The organism is Klebsiella sp. YJ, from assembly GCF_002108615.1.
GTDB lineage: Bacteria > Pseudomonadota > Gammaproteobacteria > Enterobacterales > Enterobacteriaceae > Klebsiella > Klebsiella planticola.
The window spans coordinates 18,610-40,490 of the sequence record NZ_MTEG01000020.1 but is presented as its reverse complement, the minus strand read 5'-3'; the positions used below and the strand labels follow the sequence as shown (position 1 = coordinate 40,490).

Here is a 21,881-nt window from a genome sequence, read left to right as displayed (position 1 = left end):
TATGTCTAAAAAAATTGCCGTCATTGGCGAATGTATGATTGAGCTGTCAGAGAAAAACGCGGCGGTAAACCGCGGATTTGGCGGCGATACCTTAAACACTTCCGTCTATATTGCGCGCCAGACCGATGCCAGCGCACTCGCCGTCCACTACGTTACCGCGCTAGGTACCGATGGATTCAGCCAGCAGATGCTGGATGCCTGGCAGCAGGAGAAGGTCCACACCAACCTGATTCAACGGATGGCCGACCGCTTACCCGGTCTGTACTACATCGAAACCGACGATACCGGCGAGCGGACGTTTTATTACTGGCGTAACGAGGCAGCGGCAAAATTCTGGCTGGAGAGCGAGCAGGCTGCCGCAATCTGTGAAGAGCTGGCCACCTTTGACTATCTCTATCTCAGCGGAATCAGCCTGGCCATCCTCAGCCCGACCAGCCGTGAGAAGCTGCTGACGCTGCTGCGCGAATGCCGCGCTAACGGCGGGAAGGTCATTTTTGATAATAACTACCGCCCGCGCCTGTGGGCCAGCCAGGAAGAGACCCGCCAGGTCTATCAACAGATGCTGGCCTGCACCGATATCGCCTTCCTGACGCTGGATGACGAAGATGCGCTATGGGGTGAAAAGCCGGTCGATGAAGTCATTGCCCGCACTCATGCCGCGGGCGTGCAAGAGGTGGTGGTGAAGCGGGGCGCGGATTCATGCCTGGTGGCGATCGCCGGCCAGCCGCTGCTGGACGTACCGGCCGTGAAGCTGGCAAAAGAGTGCGTAGTGGATACCACCGCGGCAGGCGATTCGTTTAGCGCCGGTTATCTGGCGGTGCGCCTGACCGGCGGCGATGCGGAGTCTGCCGCCAGACGCGGCCACCTGACGGCCAGCACGGTCATTCAGTATCGTGGGGCGATTATCCCGCGCGACGCGATGCCGCAGTAGTCACGGCCGGGCGATCGCACCGCCGTTCGCCAACATCTACCCCGCTCGCGCGGCGTTTAGCGGGGCTACGATCGGTGCCGTATGTAATCTGTAGCCCGGGCAAGGGGTTTACCCCGCCGCCCGGGAACTTCCCGGTCACGCAATGCAGACCGGAGATAGCCGCTGATTTACTGCGCAGGAGGAATATCCGAGGCGTCGTTATGCGCTTCAGCCGCGCCGCCGCTGGTTGCCGCAGCCGGGACTGGCATCATCAGCCTTTCCCATGTCGCCTTCAGATCCTTCATATTGTATTCCGGCTCACCCTGCGGTTGTTGCAGTACCAGCGCCATATCCTGCGACAGTTGCTGGCGCAGATACTGATTCAGCATATCCACGGTCAGAGAGTCCAGAAACTCCTGACGCAGCTTCTGATACTGCTCCGGCGCGATATCCACCACCTGGTTTTGCAACGAGCGGATACGCTGGCTAATCAGAATGTCGGTATCGGTGCGCGCGTAGGTGGCAAACAGCTTCTGCAGCTCCAGGTTTTTCTGCGCAATCAGCGCATCAAACTCTTCTTCCGGCAAGCCGTTATCGCGTACCTTCGCCAGTTCGCGGGAGACTGCGGTCAGGTTTGCGTTGAGTTTATTGCCCGGTGATTCAATATTAATGGCGCACTGCGCGCGCTGATACAGCACCCGACAATCAAAGCCGAGGTTAACGTCTTTGGCATTGCTCCTGCTCAGGCTCTGTTGCACATGCCAGAACAGCGCCTCACGCGCCAGATCGTCACGCCAGTAGCGCTGCAGAGCCACAGAGTCGCGAATCGGCTGCCACGGGGAATCCCACATGATCGACAGCTTATCCTGACGCACCGTTTTGGTCATGATGCTCACCGGCGTCGTCGGGAGCGGCGCCAGCGTCGGCACCGCCGCCGGCGTTTCGCGTTTGCCTTTCAGCTCACCGAAGGTCTTGTTGATCTGCTCCGCCACGCTGCGGCTATCGACGTTACCCACCACGATCAGCGTCATGGCATCCGGGGTGTACCATTTCTGATAGAACGCCTTCAGCTGAGCAATATCGACCGGTTTTTTCAACGGGGTGCCCGGATCATGTCCCAGCATCGTGGAACCTTTCAGACGATAGCGCCACCAGCCATCTTTGGTGTCCAACGGCCAGGTCGCCACCATGTCATCCCCCTGCAGGGCATGATTCACCGATTCCGGCGTCACGACCAGCTTTCCGCTGGCATCCGACAGCCAGTTCAACGCCTCTTTCAGCAGATCATTGCGGTTATTCGGCAGGCTGAGATTAAACATGGTGTAGCTATACGAGACGATCGCGGGCGGCATCGGACGATTGGGGTCGATGCTTTGTTGCCATAGCGAACGCGCCTGCATTGTCGGCAGACTGCCGCTCTGCGTCAGCGCCAGACGAGGAATAAAGTGGCTAAAGCCGCTCTGCTGAGTGCTTTCACTCAGCGAGCCAATATTTACGAACAGACGGACTTCAATACGATCGCTAGGACGCTGCGGCGTGGCTAAAACCTGCCACTGAAGTCCATTCGCGAGAGTCCCCTGTTGCCAGGCCGGGTCCGGCTGGAGCGCTTCTGCTTGCACATAACCGGCTGCTGCCATCATCAGCAAACCACCCGTTAACAGTCGAATTTTTGTGCCCTGCATGTGAACCCCTGATGAACATTCCTGGTTACAAAAGCAACCCGCGCGCGGGCTGCCAAAAAATATGGTGAACGAAGTACGTCGGTTAGACCACGCGGAGATGAAAATGTCGCACGGAGACGTAAAATAATCATTTCGTATCATTCCCCTGCTGCGGGGAATGATACCTAATTATGCGCAGGAGCCCGGAGTCCAGCAAGGACAACGGGCCTAACAGAAGGATTTAAGAGGATAATTCGTGCGATTTGTTGGTTGGCTCGCGGTTATTCAGGACATCATCCAGCTGCTGGCTGTCCAGTTCTTTCACCCATTTTGCCACCACGATAGTCGCCACACCGTTACCCACCAGGTTGGTCAACGCGCGTGCTTCAGACATAAAACGGTCAATCCCCAGGATTAGCGCCAGACCGGCGACCGGCAAATGCCCTACCGCAGAAATCGTTGCGGCCAGAACGATAAAGCCGCTCCCCGTCACCCCCGCAGCTCCTTTTGAGGAGAGCAACAGCACGACCAGCAGGGTAATCTGATGGAAAATATCCATATGACTGTTCGTCGCCTGAGCAATAAAGACCGCCGCCATCGTCAGATAGATCGAGGTCCCGTCGAGGTTAAAGGAGTAGCCGGTTGGAATCACCAGCCCCACGACCGATTTACGACAGCCCAGCTTCTCCATCTTGTCCAGCATACGCGGCAGCGCCGATTCGGACGAAGAGGTCCCAAGGACAATCAGCAGCTCTTCACGGATGTAGCGGATGAACTTGAAAATGCTAAACCCGGTCACGCGGGCAATAGAACCCAGTACCACCACCACGAACAGGATACAGGTGATATAGAAGCAGACGATCAGCTGACCCAGTTGCACCAGGGTGCCGACACCGTATTTCCCGATGGTGAAGGCCATGGCCCCGAAAGCACCGATTGGCGCAAGGCGCATAATCATGTTGATGATGCCGAAGATCACCTGCGAGAAACTTTCGATGACGTTAAAAATGAGCTGGCCTTTGCTCCCGAGGCGATGCAGCGCAAAGCCAAACAGCACGGCAAACATCAGTACCTGAAGGATGTTGCCGCTGGCAAAGGCGCCGATGACGCTGCCGGGGATAATATCCAGCAGGAAGGCGACAATCCCCTGTTCTTTCGCCTGCTCGGCGTAGACCGCCACCGCATGGGCATCCAGGGTCGCCGGGTCAACGTTCATTCCGGCGCCGGGTTGCACCACGTTAACAATAATCAGGCCGATAATCAGCGCCGCGGTACTGACCACTTCGAAATAGAGTAGCGCCACCGCACCGGTACGGCCGACGGCTTTCATACTTTCCATCCCGGCAATACCGGTCACAACCGTACAGAAAATGACCGGCGCGATAACCATTTTTATCAGTTTAACGAAGGCATCGCCGAGAGGTTTCATCTGCGCGCCCAGTTCCGGGTAGAAATGGCCCAGCAGAATACCGATCGCAATGGCCGACAAAACCTGCACATAGAGGCTTTTGAAGAGAGAGGTTTTCATAGGGTGTCCTTTGGGTAAAACCACAGACCTTGAAGGGGTATAGGCTGTCTGTGGCTTAAAAGTAACACCAGGGAAACATTTCAGAAATAACTAACCGCAAAAATGCAACGGAATTGTTAAAAACTTTGAGCTGACACGCACAAGTTCACCACGCGCGTTACAAGCTTGCACCCTCTTCATTCTTGCCTCGCAAGAACTGCGTCATAAAGGCCTCCTGCGACAAAGCGCAACCAAACAGGAACCCCTGAACGACATCCACGCCGGCCGCCTGCAACCAGTGATACTGCGGCTCTTTTTCTACCCCTTCCGCCACGATGCGCAGATTAAGGCCGCGCGCCAGCTGGATAATCGCCGGAACCATGCTGGTATCCTCGGGCAACATATCAATAAAGGCTTTATCGATTTTCAGGATATCGACCGGCAGCGATTTCATATGCTGGAGCTGACGCAGCCCGGCATAGCCCATACCGAAATCATCCAGCGCGATCCGCACGCCGGCCTCACGTAGCGGGCGCAGCAGCGACACCACCGTCTGCGGGTCGTCCAGATGACGGCTTTCCGTAATCTCCAGCACCAGCGTCCCAGGCGCAATGCGATAGCGATCCAGTAACGTCAGCATCTCGGTACCGCGATCGTGGTGCAGCAGCTGCAGCAGCGAAACGTTCACCGACAGCGGCAACATGATGCCCAGGCTTTGCCATGCGGCCAGCTGACGACAGGCTTCTTCCATCACCCAGTAACCTACCGGCACCATCAGCCCGCAGGCTTCAATGCGTTCAATCAGATCCGCAGGGAGCGACCAGCTACCGTCGGGCTGGCGTTGCCGCAGCAGCACTTCCGCCCCGCAGACCTCACCGCTGGCGGCATCAACCTGGGGCTGAAGCCAGATAGCAAACTGATGATTATCCAGCGCGGTCAGGATGTCGTGCTCTTCCATCAGCCGACGCTGGGCTTTTTCCATCTGCGCCGGATCGAAGAATTCAATCTGGTTTTTACCTTTGTGCCGCGCGGCGATGGCGGCAGAAAACGCCCGACGATAGAGCTGTTCCGCGCTCAGTTCGCCGTTAAACATCGCAATACCCACGCTGGCGCAGGGGCGCAGTTGAATACCCTGTAGCGGCAGCCGTTCATTTATGACAGTGAGCACTTGCTTACTTAATGTCACCGCGTGCCACGGCTCGCTCATTCCGTGGGCCAGAATCGCGAAGTCATAGCCGCTAATCTGAGCCAGCACCATCCGCGACGGGATAATCCCCCGCAGCTTCTCCACCAGCGTCAGCAGCAGGATCTCGCGCTGGGTCTCTTTCAGTACCCCCGCGGTGTCCTGCAATGTTTCGCAGGCGATAACCAGCAAAGCCGAGCTTTGCGGCCGGGAGACGGTCTGCTCCAGCAGGGCCATCAAAAAAGCCTTATTCGGCAGCTCGGATACCGGGAAGCGGGTGGACTGTAAGGTCAGCTCATCGTGCTGGCGCAGCAGGGTCTGCTGATTGCGGTTATAGCTGCGCACCAGCAGGCCTATTTCATCGTCATGGTGCAGACGCGGCAGCGTCAGCTGGTGCCCGAGCCGGTCCTGCGGCGCAACATCATTGAGCTCACGGGCCAGCTTACGCAGCGGACGGACGATCAGACGGTTGATACACCATGTGATAGCCACCGTCAGAATAAGCACCAGCAAGAAGTAAGCGGTCACTAACGTAGAAAGCACGCTCATGACGAATTTGTAGGTCTGCCAGGAGTCGGCCTGCAGCACCAGATAGGCTATCGGCTGCGGGTTGGCTGGCCTCTCCAGGGAGTAAATCGGCAGGGAGATCTGTACCGGGAGTTCGAAAATGCGAGTCACCATCACCGGTACCGGGCGCTCCGGGATAAAACGCATCCGCAGCGCCTGAAATTGATTGGGCAACACCACATCCGCCCGGCTGACAATACCAGCAGGCTGGATACGCCCCAGAATGGCTTCCGCCTCAGGGATATCCGCTTTCAGAATAGCCCCCGACAGGGGTTCGCGAACGGAACGAGCGATACTTTCTAATTGCGTGGCCGTAATGAAGCGACTCTGTTGCACAAAGTGAAACAGCAAAATAGAACAAAATACCAATACAAACGCCATGGACACGCCCGCGACCATCGCCATCTGTTTAATTGTAAGTGAGCGGCTGACGCGCAACTGGGTTCTCCACTGATACTTAACACCAACCCGGTTTAATTCCATCAAAACCGGTCGTTTTCGGGATGATTATATACTTAAATCCTTCGCTCGCGTCCGCAAGGGGTGACGTGATGTCTGCGCGTTATTTTCCCGGATTGCCGCTGACCCCTTACCGGAGCCAGGCGACGGCATTGGTCTGTCGCCCCGATAAGCGTAGCGCCAGCGAGGGAAAGACGGCCAGAATTAACAAAGACGGGCGAAGTTTGACGAGTATACGCGAACCGGCGGGTGGAGTGACGCCCGATCGCGTAATTCAGGCTATTCTGCTACCAGTCCGCGTAAGGCACCAGCGGCTGCGGCGGCATATCCATATCACCCTGCCAGCCGGCGGCCGAATAGCGCACGTAGAGCAGCGCATGGCTCGGGGTATAATCCTTCGCCTGTTGAATATCCACCGCCGCCCCCACGAACCAGTTGCCGGTGACACGTCGCTCAACCAGCGCCCGGGCGGTATAACCAAAGCCCTGGCTGCTGCTGCCTTGTTCCGTCAACTGACTGGCATCGGCCCGATAGTCCGAGGGAATCAAATTCAGCAACGGATAGCGCGGCATGGTTTTGGTACGCGAGTGCGACCAGGAGACGGATCCCCCCAGTTCCCATGACCAGTTTTCCGTACGCTGACGCCAGGTGACCGGTACCGCGAACGAAATATACTCCTGCGGGCTATAGTAGCCGCCCTGGCCCAGGGTATAGCCGCTCAGGTCTTTGTCATAATGCCAGAGCATATTGTTCAGGCCCACCGTGACGCGGCGGTTATCTTCATTGATGACTTTATAGTAGTAACCGGTCATCCAGCGCACGCGCCAGTTGTCGGCCACGTTTTTCCCCGTGAGTCGATCGACGCCCAACGAAGACCAGACGCCGTTGGCTTCGCCCTTATCATAGCTCATGCTCACGCCGCCGCCGTCAGCCCGGACGCCGCCCCAGGTTATCCCGGTATGGCTGCTGCTGTCTTTCTGTCCGCCAAAGGCGAGCAGCGAGCTGGAAACCGGCCGACGATGCATATTGAGGGTGTAGCCGATCGGTCCGAGATCGTTGCTGTAGCTCAGGCCGCCCACCACATCAACCACGTTAAAGCCCATCGGGGTGGTACCGATATCCGCGCTCCAGGTCTCGTTCTTCCAGCCCACCGCAACGCTGGCTCCACCGTCGGTCTGGTTTTTGCTACCGCTGGTGCAGGCAATTTCACCGCAGGTCCCCCAGTTTGGCGAATAGCTGCCGTCGCTGTTCGTTGAGAAGCTGCCGGCATCCATATTGACCAGGTCGGTGCGGAAGAACATGCGTCCGTCGGCAAGCGGCGCATCCACATGCAGCATCGTGGTGTGCGCTTTGAGATCGGAATAGCCGCCGGTGCCGCTGGATCCCCAGAAATCATGTTCCAGGGTGACATTCAGATCCTGCTGGCGATAGAGATCCGCGGCATCGCTGCGGATCCCACGCTTCAGCCAGTCATCGCCGCTGTTGTTCCGGGTCAGACGGGTAAAGGCATCGTTATCCTGCGGGCGGACCGGGGTCACGCCGGAGGCCACCATTGCATCTTTATAACTCTCCAGCGCCATCTGCGGCTGGCCGTTCTGGGTCTGGAATCGGGCCGCATCGCGCAGCACCAGCGCGCTTTCCATCGACGGTGGCTGCGCTTTAGCCTGCGGGATAATACGGTTAAAAATTTGCTGCGCCTGGGTTGTATCGCCAAACCCTGCGTTCGCCAGGGCCACCCGCCGCTGCATATTGATGGAGTCGCTCTCACCGCCTTTCAGCTGGCTGACCTGCGCGCGCGCGGCATTTTTATCGCCTTCGGCAAGATAGACTTCCGCCAGTCCCAGACGGGCATCACCGTTGTCAGCCTCTTTACTCAGCACCGCGTTGTACTGCGCAATCGCCGTCTGGCTATCGCCGCGTTGCTGCGCCCAGTCCGCAAGCGTAAGCTGGTAGCGAACCAACGGCGGCTGCTGTTGAATGAGGGCGATAGCCTGTGCTTCCTGGCCGCTGTCACGCAGCTGGTTAGCCTGACGTATCACCTTATCGCTCTGTAGACGCGCATCCAGCTCACGAATGTTATCCGTCCACTGACTGCGCGGCAGGGCAGCAAGCTGCGCCAGCGCCAGATCGTCCTGATTATTGCCGGATAAATAGAGACCCCAGGCATAAACCCGCTCGGCATCCCCCGGCTTGCGGCTGACCATATTACGCATCAGCGTATCGGCCTGTGCCTGTTCGCCAGCGCTGACTAAATCGCGGGATAAACGGTAGGTAATCCACACGCTATCCGGGTCAAGCGCCAGACGCCGACGCTGGACTTCCGCCGCCTGCGCCCAGTTGCTTTGGCTCTCCAGCGCTGCGGCCTGTTTTTCCAGTCGTTCATTGGTCAGGCTGCGCTCGATATCATCAATGCTGCGCCGCTGGGCAGGCGACAGACCGGCGATATAGGCGCTGGCTTTTTCCGGCGATTGCGCACGATAAAGATTAGCCAACCCGCGAACCGCCAGATTGTTGCCGCGATCCATACGCAGGGTGCGCTGATAATAGCGCTCCGCTGCGGCATTATCTTTGCGCGCTGCCGCCACATCTCCGAGCCCGAGCACCGCATAGCTATCGGTACCGTCGACTCGCTGAGCCTGCGCATAATAGTTTTGCGCCCGATCCAGCTCTCCGGCCTTCAGCGCGGTATCGCCCTGTTTGATCAACAACCAGTAGCGGTTCGTCTGGAGCAGGCTGTCCCATTTATCGCGATTCGGGCTTTTCGGATCCATCGCGATCGCTTTATTCAACTGTGCGACGGCGCGAGCTCTGTCGCCACGCTGCGAATAGGCCTGGCCCAGGGCGCCCACGGCATCGCTGTCCCGGGCATCGGCCCGTACGGCCTGCTGTAAATTGGCCACGGCCTGGGCGGGGTTGTCATTTTTAACCGCCGCCAGCCCTTCAGAACGCACGCGAAACGTCGGATCCTGCAGTTGAGTCTGCTGCTGAGCCAGCAACACGCGGGCATTCGCTGCCGATTCACCGGTTGTAAACAGGGCCAGGAAACGCTGCAGTTCCTGCACGCTGGCCCGGCTGACCGGCATATCTTTGATTTCGCTGAGCCACATATCGGCGGCAGCGCCGCGACCGGCGGCCGAACGCGACATTTGTTCTAAATAGGCAAACCCTTCCGCCGGCTTATTGTCAGCAAACATCTGTTTGGCCAACGCCGCCTGCAGGTCGGCATTGCCCGGAGAGCTGGCATCCAGCTTCTTCAGTTGAGCGACGGCTTCTTTATGTCGCGCCGGGAGACGCGCCACCAGCGCCCAGTATTCAATCGCGAGGGTCTGATCGGGCGGCACGCCGCCGAACAATTTTTCAAAGGCGGCCACGCCCTCTTCTACACGTCCCGATACACCCAGCAGGCGCGCCTGTTGAAGCTCCTGCCTCCCGTCGCCGGTGTTGAGGTTCATTTCGCTACGGGAGGATTTCAGCTCTGCGGAATCGGGGGCCAGTTTTGCCAGCCTGTCGAGCTGTTTTCTGGCGCCGTCGCTGTCGCCCTGGCGCAGCAGATAACGCATTCGCGCGGCAATTAATTGCGGATTATTCGGGTCAATCAGCTCGAGGCGATAGAGGGATTGCTTAACCAGATCTTCACGATGGCTCGCTTCGCCCAGCCGAACCTGCTCCAGCAGATGCTCCTGGGCAGGGGTTGTCGCCGCCTGCGCCAGCGGCAGCAGGGCGAGCCCGAGAGACAGCGTGATAATACTTAATCTGAACTTACGCATTCCTGGTCCCAGTCAGGTCGTAATTCGCCACCCGCAGTGAAACGAAAACGATGTTGATCCCATCCCTGGCCAAAAAGAGTCAGGACAGCACTATAGTAGGCATCGGCACCTGGATAGTGGTCTGCGACGCGCTGGCGCTGTATCGCCCGGGCGTCGTCATTTTGTAAAAACGGCAGCATCGACGCGGAAAATCCGACCGGGCCGTTGCCGGTCGTTTTACCGGTTGCGATATTCGCTTTTTCCGGCGGAACGCCCTGGCGAATCGTCTGCGCTTCCATCGGTTTAAAACCAGCCAGCAGTCGCGCTTTCTGTTTATCCCCGTCATCCAGCATCCCGACCCACAGATAGACGCGGATCGCGTCGTAGCTGCCGATTATCGGTTTGTCCGCCTTCAGCTGCCAGCCTTGTCCTTTTTCGTAACGCACCCAGTCAGGGGAAAAACCTTTGGGCGCCGTCTCCAGCAGAAAACGCAGGTTGCTGTCGCGCAGTTTCAGCCAGGGGGCGCCAAAGCGGCTGAAGTAGCTGGCAAGCTGTGGCGGAAGGTAGCTGGGGTTAAAGCGCCAGCCTTTATCGTCGGCAAAGCCAACTTTGCCGGGGAGAACCATAGGTCCGAACCCCGGCACATCCGTCACTTCTTCATCGGCGATACGCGACAAGAGCGCCTTGCCCACCTCGGTGTACTGCGGCATCTGCCACAACCGCCCCGCTTCCAGCAGCGACCAGGCTATCCATAAATCGGAGTCAGACGCGGAGTTGCTGTCCAGCAGGGTCCACTCCTCATCGCTCTTTTTGCCCCACAGCCAGCCCGGCAGGTGCGCACGCAGGTCGCCCGCCGCCAGGTTGTTCTGGGTCCACTGGAACAGCTTGCCGAAAGCGTCGCGATCGTTTGCCGCCAGCGCGAAGAACAAGGCGTAGCTTTGCCCTTCGGAGGTGGTGATTTTTCGCGAATCGGCGGGATCAACCACCCGCCCTTCGCTACTCACATACTCTTTTTTAAATTGCTCCCAGGCCGGCCAGTGGCAGGCGGCGCTCACCTGCGCCGCCGCCAGCATCAGAACCGCCAGGATGACTCCGCGAATCGGGTTCATCATCACTTACTCATCATCAAGGTGGAGACGACGACGGCTGACAATACGCAGCATGCGCCACAGCACCCAGGCCAGAAGCACAATGCTCACCGCAGCCAGAATCGCCAGCAGCACCGGGTGGCTGGACAGCGCAAACCAGATACGCTCAAACCACGGCAGGTGTCCGACATAATAGACGTCGCCCACGCGCAGGCTGTTCACCCCGGATTCACGAATCACCGACGCGGAACCAAACATCGCCGCCCGCTTACCGCTGTCGTTTAGCGCACCGTTCAGCAGCTCGTTACCGCGCGGACTGTCCGCCAGCAGCGCCACGACGCTGCGTTGATCGTAATACGGCGACTGGAAGCTGATAATGGCCGCCATTGGCCCGGAGGAGGTGATATCCGTGCGCGTATTGGGCGTTCTGGCCTCATCATCCGGATAGATGCTCGGCAGATCGTAATGGCGCATCGGCATCTTCACCCAGCTCTTCGTCGCATCGACCAGCAGGCTAATTTTGGTCTCATCTTTCAGCGCTGCCGGAATCGAGCCAATCAACAGCAGGTCGGCGTCTTTATCCTTAATTTTGTTGCCATCATCGGTGACCTGCACGTTGATAGCCGCCAGGCCAGTCTGCGCGCCGATACCGCCTACGGATTCCAGCAGCGTCGCCACCTGGCCCTCAGTCGGGGCGGATGGCACCACAATCAGCGTGTCAGCAAGGTCGGCCATCCGGCTATACGGGAAGCCCGAATTGGCAAACACGCGCAGATCCGGCATGGCAATAAAGTGGTAATACTTCGAGAAGTCGATCGTTGAATCGTCACCGATCACCACGTGGTTCTGCACCGGCTGAAAGGTAATACAGTTATCGATAGAGCCGCCCGGCATCGGGTTCATGTACTGGAAATCAAAACGCAGATGGTTGAGCGCCCCGAGGCGCAGCGCCGGGATACTGACGTTGGTCTTACCGTCCAGCAGCCCCTGCAACACCGGCAGACGCAATATTAATTTATTCACGTCCTGAGAGCTGTTCAGGCTGAAGGATTGCAGGAACTGGTCATTGAGGCTGATATCCATCCGCGAACTGTCTTTGATCGGCGGCATGGTGTAGCGATAGTTCAGCTTCATATCGATGCCGTTGGCGCGCAGCAAATAGAGATCCGGCGGCAAATTCAGCGCCACGTTAATGGAATCTGGCACCAGGCCGCTGGACTGCAGCTGCTGTTCGTAGGTTTTCAGTTCGCCGAAGGTGACTTCACGATCGGTTCGCACCCAGTTCGGCGCATCATAGGGTTTACGCGCCTGCAGCTCTTTGACGTCGTCGACCACGACGCTACTGCCGCGGAACAGAATATTGCCCTGTGCGATCCCCCTGGCGGCCAGCAGCAGATCTTTGTCATCACGGCCAAAGACCACCAGCAGCTTGACGTAAGGGTTGTCCGGATGGTCGATCATTTCGATGGTCGGCGCCTTCACCGGCGGATGTTCGCGCAGGAAGTCCGGGCGCTTATCGTTGGTCGCAAACACGATGGCGTTGCGATCCGGCAGTTTGTTAAACAGTACCGGGAACGCCTGGCCGCGCCAGCCGGCTTTACTGCCGAACCAGGAGGCCACAATCGCCGCTGCCTGCTGCTGCTGCGCATCCGGCGAGGAGGCGAAAACCATCGGCAGCGTCAGCGATCGGTTGTCCCGGGGGTCGTAGAACGGCACCGGGAAATGGGACAGATCGTTACGCACCGCCAGCGCCTGATAGGTCAGGTCCAGGTTGCTGTCACGCCCGACGTCCAGCCATAACGTACTGCTGGCCGGGTTCTCGCACACATCGCGATAATGGCCGACGAACACCAGACGCACGCGGTTAAAGTCGGTGATATACAGAGGATCGATAGGGATCTGCGCGCTGACTTTTTTACCCAGCTGCTCTTTAGTAACCGGCAGGACGCCCATCAGCTCATCATTGAGGTACACCTTCAGCTGCGACTGCACCGGCAGCAGTGAAGGGGACGGCGTATAGTCGAGATTCAGCAGGGCTTTCGTCACGACCTCATCGCTGCGCATACCAAATTCTACCGAGCCGTCGGGATGCGCCCCGCGCAGTACCATGCTGCCCGGAGGCGGGGCGATACTGGCGAAAGAGAGCTTCACGTCGCGGGTCGGAACATTCTCCATGACGACCGCCGGCGCTGGCGGTGCGGCAAGGGTTGCCGTCGGCTGGCTGTCGGCAATGACCGGGGCCGTCAGGCCCCCGTCCAGCGGATCCGTCGCCGCAGGCGCTGGCGCTGCCGTCACGGCTGTCGTCGGCGCCGCAAAAGAGGCGAAGGATGACCAACCAGCCATGCCCACTGCCACTGCACAAATCAAGGAGAGTTTTCTTTTCATCGCATTATCATCATTGTTGAGCCATTTCTGGTTCCGCAGAGAGTATCGCCGCGGCACGCTCAGGCCGACGGGGAACAAACGAGACTATCCAGGCAACCAGCATGGTGAGCGAGCGGAAAATAACCTTCACCGACGGCGGCGAGAACTCCGCCAGGTGACGATATCCACGGAACCCCAGCTTCAGGATATCCAGCAGGCTTTCCATCGGTTTATCTTCCGGGAAGCTATCCTGCCAAAGCGCCCACGTATCAGCACGGGCAAACGTACACTGTACAAAATCAATATGTTGTTGATTGGTCAACGGCATCAGCTGCAAACCGACTTCGCTGCCGTTCACGCGCGCAACCCTGACCGGGAAGGCATATTCCTGCTGTCCGCGTTTGAGCAGCAGATTCACCTTTTGCCCTTCCAGCACCTGCGCCTTACCGTTAATTTTGATCCCCAGCCCGCCATCGGAATAGTCATGTACGGTACAGGAGAACAGGTGGCCATCTTCGCGCGCAATTGCCGCCGGCATGCTCATTTCGACGCGATGCGAGCGACGGACCTGCTTACTTTCCACCGAGACCGCCACCGCGCCGCCCAGGATAATCAGGTTATAGAACACCCAGACGATACTGACCCAAACGGTCAGGATCTCATTTTCCGGGCCATAGAAGTGACGCCAGACCCCAGCCGCCACGCCCACCAGGTTCAGCAGCACCAGATAGATATAGGGACGGGAAATGACCCAGTCGACATATTCGTCCTCCACCAGTCCTCCTTTCGCCGTCACGTTGAACTTACCTTTATGCGGGTTAATCAGCGCGACAAAGGTCGGCGGCGCGATATACCAGGCCAGCGTGGTTTCGTAGATTTCGCTCCAGAAAGAGTGGCGATATTTGCCCTGAATCTTCGAGTTCGTCAGGCTCGCATGAATCATATGCGGCAAGACGAAGAGCGCGATCATCAGCGCCGGCGCATAGATGATATAGGCGTGCAGCAGTAAAAATGCCAACGGCGCGACGAGGAAGATCAGCCGGGGAATGCCGGATAAAAAGTGCATCATCGCATTGACGTAACAGAGCCGCTGCGCAAACTTAAGCCCTTTACCAAACAAGGGGTTATCGAGGCGGAAAATCTGCACCATGCCACGCGCCCAGCGAATACGCTGGCCAATATGCGCTGAAAGGCTTTCGGTCGCCAGGCCGGCGGCCTGCGGAATGCGCATATAGGCGGACGTGTAGCCGCGACGGTGCAGACGCAGGGAGGTGTGGGCATCCTCGGTCACCGTTTCCACAGCGATACCGCCAATCTCATCCAGCGGGCCGCGCCGAATCACCGCGCAGGAGCCGCAGAAGAAGGTGGCGTCCCACATATCGTTGCCATCCTGCACCAGGCCATAAAACAGGGTCCCCTCGTTTGGCGTTTTCCTGAAACGTCCCAGATTGCGTTCAAACGGGTCGGGCGAGAAGAAATGGTGCGGCGTCTGCATCATCGCCAGCGCTTTCTCTTTCAGGAACCACCCCATGGTCATCTGCAGGAAAGAGCGTGTCGGCACGTGGTCGCAGTCGAAGATAGACACAAATTCGCCTTTGGCGTACTTAAGCGCGTTGTTGATATTCCCGGCCTTAGCATGCTCGTGAGTGGCGCGGGCGATGTAATGCACGCCGACGTCTTTGGCGAACTGGCGAAACTCTTCGCGCCCGCCGTCATCGAGGATCCAGATATTGAGCTTATCTTTCGGCCAGTCGATACCTTGCGACGCATAAATGGTGTTTTTCACCACGTTAAGGTCTTCATTGTAGGTGGGAACGAAAATATCCACCGTCGGCCACTCGGCCATATCTTTGGGTAACGGAACCGGCTGGCGATTCAATGGCCATATCACCTGGAAATAGCCCAGCACCAACACCAGCCAGGCATAGGTTTCAGCAAACAGCAGCACAACGCCGCACACCAGACTGACGGGATCGTCCCAGTTCAGCGTCGAGGTATAGCGCCACCAGATATAGCGGCAGGAGACGGTCAGCGAGAGGACAATCAGCATCAGGGCCGAAAAACGCCCGGGAATACGGCGCACCAGCAGCGCCACACCCCACAGCAACATCAGGAAAATAAACTGCGAAAGCGGGTTAAACGGCTGAGTAATACACAGCAGCGACAGCACCAGCGAGAAAGTGACCACCACGCCAAGAATCGCCTTGCGCAGTTTCGGGCTGATGTGCGCCAGCTCTTTGTGTTTATTCAGATGGGTAGTACGGCTGTTCGTCCGCTCGGGAAGCGTCTCCAGCCACTGGGTGTAGCGCCCGTGAACCCCTTTGATGGCGGCAAACGAACGCCAGTTCGCCTTTTTATCCGCCCCGGGTACATGCGTCACCAGCAGCCACAGGGACTGCAGCAGATAGCGCAGCGGATCCAGCAGCCGCGGGCGATGGGGATTAATATGCGGAAAGTAATCACGATGGTTGTTCAGAATCGCCTGCCAGCGCGGTGTTTCCAGCGGCATCAGCGCCCAGACCAGCGACGCCCACAGGCAGCCCAGCGAGGCGGACAGCCACGATGCGCCGTGCTGGCGATAATCGCTGTAGCGTTCGCTCAGGCGTTCCGCAACCGCAGGCGCCAGGAGCAAAGTACTGAGGCGCATCATTGCGTCCCCTTGCCGGAATAGTGCAGCAAGCACCAGTTAGCGAGGGTCAGGATCTCTTCGGCGGCCAGCGAATCAGAACGATATTCCCCGAGCGGCTGCTTCGCCGCCAGACACTCCGCCATCGCCTCATCACGATGGACGGTGACCGGCAAAATACGGCGCTGGCTCTCCAGCCACAGCTGATACAAATCTTCCTGTAGCTGGCTGCCGACGCGCAGATCGTTAATCAGAATATCACCCTTCGCCGGCAGCGCCTGTTGATGCAGGCGAATATGGCTGTTGCCATCCGGATGCACCACCACCAGCGTGCGATCGCAGGCGCTAAGCAGCGAACGAGTCAGCGGGGAATAACCTTCCGGTAAATCCAGCAGCAGCCAGCGATGATCGCCCTGCTGTTCCAGTTTCTCCACCATGCCGACAAACGATTCCAGCAGCGGATAGAGCTTATCAACGTTCTCTCTTTCACCGGGCGAGAGCAGACCAAAAGGCAAAATATCGATATGCGAGGTATAACGGATGCCGGCGTCACGCCAGTCGCCTCCGTCAATTAACGCGCGTGCCCAACCGTCGCGATGCGTCGCATCAACGTTGAAAAAATAGCGCAGCATATTATCCGGGCTGGCGTCGATCGCCAGAACCGTCTCCCCGAGGAGCTGTAACGCCCAGGCGAGCGCGGCGGTAATCGACGTGGTGCCCACGCCACCGCGGATACCCTGTAATCCAAGAATAGCCATCGACGGCGTCCTTACTTTTTCTCTGCGAGTTCCGCCAATAGTGGCCAGCGTTTCAGCGCCGCGGCTAACTGCTCGCGCCGGGAAATGTCGTGGTAATCAATTTCGGGCAGGGAAAATGCCCGGCTTAACGCCAGGAAATCATTTTGAAAGGTGTAACCCAGCGTTGCATCTGAGGGTACTGAAGGCTCTTTTCCCGGCATTTCGCTGTCCATTCAAAAAACACATAAATAAAACCCGATGTATAATAGGCTCAATCTCAAGTCACCTATATATGCTAAAACTGATACCCTTTAAATTCAATGTTAGGTTTACTCTGACGCTTTCGCTAGTAAACTGATCCAGTATGAATCAGGGCTGACGAGGAACGACGTGAATATCGTTTATACTTTAGGTATTTCATCATTATGGGACGAGGTCTGCCATATGCCCGTCGGGGGCGTGTGGTGGCTTAACGTCGATCGCTATCCTGACGCGGTAAGCCTGCTCAATCAAACCCTGGCGGCCCAGGATAAAGAGTGTAAAGTCGCCGCCATCGTCATGGGTGAGAAACCAAATAAAATCATATCATTAAAAAAAGATCGCGGCCCGGAAAAAGTGGCGTTATTCAGTATGCCAGACCTGACGGCCGGGCTGGAAGAAATGCATCGTGATTTACTCTGCTCGATCGATCCGGCCAATTACTTTTTTATTTTGCTGTGCGCCGAAAATGCATGGAAAAACATAAAAAGTGAAAAAATAAGCGCATGGGTTGAAAAATCTCATCAATGGGCTAAATACCATAAGTGTTCGTTATTAATTCTTAATTCAGATAATGATATAGACAAGCAACTCTCGCCATTATTACACGAGTATCGCGCGCTTTCCGGGCTGGCGAGCATTCGTTATCAGGGCGATAGTTTTCTGTATGATATTGCCTGGTGGGGCAGCGAAAAAGGAATGAGCGCCCAGCAACAGCTGACGGTAATTCAGGATGACGACGGCTGGCGACTGGCTGAAGAAGAAGAGGCCACGGTGCAGCCGCGCAGCGATGAGAAGGTCGTTCTGAGTAACCTGCGAGTCCTGGAAGGGGCGCCTGCTCTGTCTGAATACTGGACGCTGTTTGATACCAATGACGGCGTGTTTAATGCCGCCCGCACCGCGCAGGCGGCAACGCTGTTATTTTCCGTGACGCAGAACGAACAAATTGAGCAACTGGGTCGCTATATTCACACGCTGCGCCGGCAGCGCGGCAGCGCGTTGAAAATTGTCGTCCGCGAACAGCTACCCAGCCTGCGAACTACCGATGAGCGACTGCTACTCAGCAGCGGCGCGAATATGGTGATCCCCTTCAGCGCCCCGCTTTCCCGCTGCCTGACGTTAGTGGAAAGCGTGCAAAAACAGAAGTTCACCCGCCATATTCCGGAAGAGTTCGCCACCCTGCTGACCTGGAGTCAGCCGCTTAAACTACGCGGCTACCAAAAGTGGGGAGATTTCTGCGCCGCGGTACATAACATTATGACCAACACCATGCTGCCTGCGGACAGCAAAGGGGTGATGGTGGCGCTGCGCCCGGCGCCGGGGCTGCGCGTCGAGCAAGCGCTGACGCTGTGCCGGCCGAACCGTATGGGCGATATCATGACGATCGGTAACAACCGATTAGTGCTGTTTCTGTCGTTTTGTCGCGTAAACGACCTGGACACCGCGCTAAACCATATTTTCCCGTTGCCCACCGGCGATATTTTTTCCAACCGCATGATCTGGTTTGAAGATAAACAAATCACGGCGGAAATTGGGCTGATGCGGGGTATTTCGCCGGCGCAGTGGAACACGCCGCTGCCTATTACGATGGAGAAAAACACCCCCATTAACGCGGCCCATGACGGACGCAGCTGGCGACGTATTCCGCAGCCGCATCGTTTGTCTACCGACAGGGAGAAAACGTCATGATGTCCATCAGTGATATTCTTCAGCTGATCGTACTGTGTGCCCTGCTGTTTTTTCCGCTGGGATATCTGGCGCGCCATTATCAGCGCCGAATTCGCACCACCTTACGCTTAATGTTCTTTAAACCTCGTTATGTCAAACCGGCTGGCGTATTACGCCGGGAAGCAACAACTCAGCAAGGCAAACTGAATAAATGACGAATCCAAAAACTAATGCGACGCCGCTGCCGCTGTGGCAATACTGGCGTGGCCTGGCCGGTTGGAATTTTTACTTCCTGGTGAAGTTTGCGCTGCTTTGGGCGGGATATCTTAATTTTCATCCCATGCTCAACCTGGTCTTTCTCGCATTTTTACTGGTCCCGCTGCCAAAATATAAACTGCACCGCCTGCGGCACTGGATTGCTATTCCGATCGGCATCGGATTGTTCTGGCATGATACCTGGCTACCGGGGCCGGAAAGTATTTTCAGCCAGGGCTCACAGCTTGCTGGCTTCAGCGCCGGTTATATCTGGGACCTGATCACCCGCTTTATTAACTGGAATATGGTCGGCGCCTTCTTCCTGCTGCTGGTACTGTGGATGTTCATCAGCCAGTGGCTGCGCGTCACGGTGGTGGTCTCCGCGATTATGGTGTGGCTGGCGATCAGCCCACTGCTTCCGGCCTTTACCTTATGGCCCGTGGGCCAACCGACGGCAGCGGCGACCACCGCGAAGACTACCACCGCGACGATGGCCCCGGCGAGCACCTCGGCCGCCGGCGGCGATATTCCGGCCCAGACCGAACCGCCCACCTCGGCGAATTTGACCAACTGGCTGAACGCGTTCTACGCCTCAGAACAGAAGCGTAAAACGCCGTTCCCGGATCAGCTGCCGGCCGATGCCCAGCCGTTTGACCTGCTGGTTATCAACATTTGCTCGCTATCATGGTCCGATATCGAAGCCGCCGGGCTGATGGATCATCCGCTGTGGAAGCATTTTGATATTGTGTTCAAAAACTTTAACTCGGCGACCTCCTACAGCGGCCCGGCGGCGGTACGACTGCTGCGCGCAAGCTGTGGCCAGCTGTCGCATTCGAACCTCTATCAACCGTCGGGCAGCGACTGTTACCTGTTCGAAAATCTGGCAAAACTCGGCTTTACCCAACAGCTGATGCTCGGCCACAACGGCCTGTTCGGCGACTTCCTGAAAGAGGTGCGCAGCTTAGGCGGGATGCAAAGTCCGCTGATGGATCAAACGGGGCTGCCGGTCAGCCTGCAGGCTTTTGATGGCTCGCCGGTCTATGACGACTTAGCGACCCTCAACCGCTGGCTGGAAACCGAAAATAAACAGGGTAACGCCCGCAACGCCACCTTCTATAACACTCTGCCGCTGCACGACGGCAACCACTTCCCGGGCCAGAGCAAAACGGCGGATTACAAAGTTCGCGCGCAGAAACTCTTCGACGAGCTGGACAGCTTCTTTACCGCGCTGGAAAAATCGGGCCGTAAAGTGATGGTCGTGGTCGTACCGGAGCACGGCGGCGCGCTGAAGGGCGACAAAATGCAGGTTTCCGGCCTGCGTGATATCCCGAGTCCGTCCATTACCAACGTACCGACGGCGGTGAAATTTTTCGGCATGAAGGCACCGCATCAGGGCGCCCCGCTGATTATCGACCAGCCAACCAGCTATCTGGCGGTGTCGGAGCTGGTGGTGCGCGCGCTGGACGGCAAGATGTTTACCGAAGATAACGTGGACTGGCAGCAGTACACCGCCAACCTGCCGCAAAGCGCCGCGGTATCGGAAAACGCCAACGCCATCGTTCTGCAGTACCAGGGGAAACCTTACGTTCAGCTGAACGGCGGAAGCTGGGTACCGTACCCGCAGTAACCCGCCAATGGCCGCAGGGGCGTTCCCTGCGGCCATGATACGCCAGTAGTCAACTGCCCCTCGCCTCCTCGCTAATCTCCCGGTGAAACCGCCAACGACCGCACAGGGTCGCTATCTCTGATGGCGAACCCCAGACGACCGTCGCTGGCAAAAAACGCCGTGACAGCGTTCGCCTGGGGCTATACGATATATATATGAATCATTACGGAACATATATATGGGAATCGTAAAAATCTCCGACCTGCTGCATGACGACATCCGCGACGCCAGCAAGGCCATGTCACGCTCAGTGAATGCTCAGGCGGAATACTGGATTCGGCTTGGGATGATGAGCGAACTCTACCCGGAGCTTAACCACCAGCAAATCAAGATGATGATGCTTAAATCGGGATCCGATCGTTTACTGGAGGTGATCAATGCCATCAATTCCCATTAAAACGGCGGACGAATTAGCCCGACAGCGCCGGGCAGGCGCGCTGCTGGCCTCGGTGTTCGACATGCTGGATAAGCATATTCAGCCCGGCATAACCACCATGGAGATCAACAACCTGGCGGAAGCGTTTATCGTCAACCAGCTCCATTCCCGACCGGCCAGCAAAGGGCAATACGATTATCCTTTCGTCTTAAATACCTCGGTGAATGAAGTGGTGTGCCACGGTATGCCAAAAGAAACGGAGCATCTGAAGTCAGGCGCGATCGTCAACGTCGACATTACGCTGGAAAAAGATGGTCTGATTGCGGACTCCAGCAAAATGTACTTAATCGGCGACGTTTCGCCGCTGGCCCGTCGACTGGTGAAGAAAACGTATGAAGCGATGTGGAAAGGTATCAAGGTTGTCAGGCCCGGCGCCACGCTGGGTGATATCGGCCATGCGATTCAGAGCTATGTTGAAAGCAACGGCTACAGCGTCGTACGCGAGTATTGCGGTCACGGTGTCGGGCAAGAGATGCATGAAGAGCCTCAGGTGCTGCACTACGGCAAGCCGGGTGAAGGCGCCGTGCTGCGAGAGGGCATGGTTTTTACCATCGAACCGATGGTCAACCAGGGCGATAGCCGGACAAAAATCAAGAAGGATGGCTGGACCGTGGTGACCCGCGATAAGAAGCTCTCGGCGCAGTGGGAACACACCGTGGCCGTCACCGCCGACGGCGTAGAAGTCCTGACGCTACGCGAGGACGAAATTATCCCGTTCTGAGCCGTTCCGGCTGTCGATATCGCCTTCAG

At 57.4% G+C, this 21,881-nt stretch carries 15 protein-coding genes; 6 read left to right on the top strand and 9 right to left on the bottom strand.

Translation table 11 applies throughout. The features are described 5' to 3' along the window. The first annotated feature begins 1 nt into the window (after position 1). Positions 2-931, top strand: coding sequence for a 2-dehydro-3-deoxygluconokinase (gene kdgK, locus BV390_RS20075; RefSeq protein WP_085397281.1), 930 nt, complete (start codon positions 2-4; stop codon positions 929-931). A gap of 167 nt (positions 932-1,098) precedes the next feature. On the opposite strand, the gene BV390_RS20070 is transcribed toward kdgK, so the two are convergent. The 9 genes from BV390_RS20070 to bcsR all read right to left on the bottom strand — a co-directional run bounded on the left by BV390_RS20070 (position 1,099) and on the right by bcsR (position 17,069). Then, positions 1,099-2,592 (bottom strand): M16 family metallopeptidase, encoded by a 1,494-nt coding sequence (locus BV390_RS20070; RefSeq protein ID WP_064385336.1) that lies wholly within the window; start codon positions 2,590-2,592, stop codon positions 1,099-1,101. A gap of 220 nt (positions 2,593-2,812) precedes the next feature. Beyond that, positions 2,813-4,099: a dicarboxylate/amino acid:cation symporter gene (locus BV390_RS20065; RefSeq protein ID WP_032690342.1), complete on the bottom strand. Its 1,287-nt coding sequence runs from the start codon at positions 4,097-4,099 to the stop codon at positions 2,813-2,815. A gap of 157 nt (positions 4,100-4,256) precedes the next feature. Continuing rightward, positions 4,257-6,266: a biofilm formation regulator HmsP gene (gene hmsP, locus BV390_RS20060; protein ID WP_085397259.1), complete on the bottom strand. Its 2,010-nt coding sequence runs from the start codon at positions 6,264-6,266 to the stop codon at positions 4,257-4,259. A 308-nt stretch (positions 6,267-6,574) separates the two neighbouring features. Next, positions 6,575-10,054 (bottom strand): cellulose synthase complex outer membrane protein BcsC, encoded by a 3,480-nt coding sequence (bcsC, locus tag BV390_RS20055; protein WP_085397258.1) that lies wholly within the window; start codon positions 10,052-10,054, stop codon positions 6,575-6,577. Further along, positions 10,036-11,145, bottom strand: coding sequence for a cellulose synthase complex periplasmic endoglucanase BcsZ (gene bcsZ / locus BV390_RS20050; RefSeq protein WP_047663562.1), 1,110 nt, complete (start codon positions 11,143-11,145; stop codon positions 10,036-10,038). The genes bcsC and bcsZ overlap by 19 nt, the downstream gene beginning before the upstream one ends. Before the next feature lie 3 nt (positions 11,146-11,148). Beyond that, positions 11,149-13,506 (bottom strand): cellulose biosynthesis cyclic di-GMP-binding regulatory protein BcsB, encoded by a 2,358-nt coding sequence (gene bcsB, locus BV390_RS20045; protein ID WP_073554048.1) that lies wholly within the window; start codon positions 13,504-13,506, stop codon positions 11,149-11,151. A 10-nt stretch (positions 13,507-13,516) separates the two neighbouring features. Then, positions 13,517-16,135 carry a UDP-forming cellulose synthase catalytic subunit gene (bcsA, locus tag BV390_RS20040; RefSeq protein ID WP_085397257.1) on the bottom strand — a complete coding sequence of 873 codons (2,619 nt, stop codon included), beginning with the start codon at positions 16,133-16,135 and terminating at the stop codon, positions 13,517-13,519. Continuing rightward, positions 16,132-16,869 (bottom strand): cellulose biosynthesis protein BcsQ, encoded by a 738-nt coding sequence (gene bcsQ / locus BV390_RS20035; RefSeq protein ID WP_032690337.1) that lies wholly within the window; start codon positions 16,867-16,869, stop codon positions 16,132-16,134. The genes bcsA and bcsQ overlap by 4 nt, the downstream gene beginning before the upstream one ends. An 11-nt stretch (positions 16,870-16,880) precedes the next feature. Continuing rightward, positions 16,881-17,069 (bottom strand): cellulose biosynthesis protein BcsR, encoded by a 189-nt coding sequence (gene bcsR / locus BV390_RS20030; protein ID WP_004868728.1) that lies wholly within the window; start codon positions 17,067-17,069, stop codon positions 16,881-16,883. Between the two features lie 169 nt (positions 17,070-17,238). Between bcsR and bcsE the strand changes: the two genes are divergently transcribed. From bcsE to map, 5 genes are all read left to right on the top strand, one after another. Next, positions 17,239-18,795: a cellulose biosynthesis protein BcsE gene (gene bcsE, locus BV390_RS20025; RefSeq protein WP_085397256.1), complete on the top strand. Its 1,557-nt coding sequence runs from the start codon at positions 17,239-17,241 to the stop codon at positions 18,793-18,795. Further along, the gene (bcsF, locus tag BV390_RS20020; RefSeq protein WP_032690335.1) at positions 18,792-18,989 is read left to right on the top strand and encodes a cellulose biosynthesis protein BcsF; all 198 of its coding nucleotides are present in this window, start codon (positions 18,792-18,794) and stop codon (positions 18,987-18,989) included. The genes bcsE and bcsF overlap by 4 nt, the downstream gene beginning before the upstream one ends. After that, positions 18,986-20,656 carry a cellulose biosynthesis protein BcsG gene (gene bcsG, locus BV390_RS20015; RefSeq protein WP_032690334.1) on the top strand — a complete coding sequence of 557 codons (1,671 nt, stop codon included), beginning with the start codon at positions 18,986-18,988 and terminating at the stop codon, positions 20,654-20,656. The genes bcsF and bcsG overlap by 4 nt, the downstream gene beginning before the upstream one ends. Positions 20,657-20,873: 217 nt before the next feature. After that, entirely contained in the window at positions 20,874-21,092 is a 219-nt protein-coding gene (locus BV390_RS20010; protein WP_004868736.1) for a ParD-like family protein, read from the top strand. Beyond that, complete coding sequence (gene map / locus BV390_RS20005; RefSeq protein WP_032696968.1) at positions 21,073-21,852, top strand: type I methionyl aminopeptidase; 780 nt, start codon at positions 21,073-21,075, stop codon at positions 21,850-21,852. The genes BV390_RS20010 and map overlap by 20 nt, the downstream gene beginning before the upstream one ends. The last annotated feature ends 29 nt before the right edge of the window (positions 21,853-21,881 follow it).

Bases quoted from the DNA above. Each gene is read 5' to 3' on its own strand.
- kdgK (WP_085397281.1), top strand. From the start codon at position 2: ATGTCTAAAAAAATTGCCGTCATTGGCGAATGTATGATTGAGCTGTCA.
- BV390_RS20070 (WP_064385336.1), bottom strand. From the start codon at position 2,592: ATGCAGGGCACAAAAATTCGACTGTTAACGGGTGGTTTGCTGATGATG.
- BV390_RS20065 (WP_032690342.1), bottom strand. From the start codon at position 4,099: ATGAAAACCTCTCTCTTCAAAAGCCTCTATGTGCAGGTTTTGTCGGCC.
- bcsC (WP_085397258.1), bottom strand. From the start codon at position 10,054: ATGCGTAAGTTCAGATTAAGTATTATCACGCTGTCTCTCGGGCTCGCC.
- bcsZ (WP_047663562.1), bottom strand. From the start codon at position 11,145: ATGATGAACCCGATTCGCGGAGTCATCCTGGCGGTTCTGATGCTGGCG.
- bcsB (WP_073554048.1), bottom strand. From the start codon at position 13,506: ATGAAAAGAAAACTCTCCTTGATTTGTGCAGTGGCAGTGGGCATGGCT.
- bcsA (WP_085397257.1), bottom strand. From the start codon at position 16,135: ATGATGCGCCTCAGTACTTTGCTCCTGGCGCCTGCGGTTGCGGAACGC.
- bcsQ (WP_032690337.1), bottom strand. From the start codon at position 16,869: ATGGCTATTCTTGGATTACAGGGTATCCGCGGTGGCGTGGGCACCACG.
- bcsR (WP_004868728.1), bottom strand. From the start codon at position 17,069: ATGCCGGGAAAAGAGCCTTCAGTACCCTCAGATGCAACGCTGGGTTAC.
- bcsF (WP_032690335.1), top strand. From the start codon at position 18,792: ATGATGTCCATCAGTGATATTCTTCAGCTGATCGTACTGTGTGCCCTG.
- bcsG (WP_032690334.1), top strand. From the start codon at position 18,986: ATGACGAATCCAAAAACTAATGCGACGCCGCTGCCGCTGTGGCAATAC.
- BV390_RS20010 (WP_004868736.1), top strand. From the start codon at position 20,874: ATGGGAATCGTAAAAATCTCCGACCTGCTGCATGACGACATCCGCGAC.
- map (WP_032696968.1), top strand. From the start codon at position 21,073: ATGCCATCAATTCCCATTAAAACGGCGGACGAATTAGCCCGACAGCGC.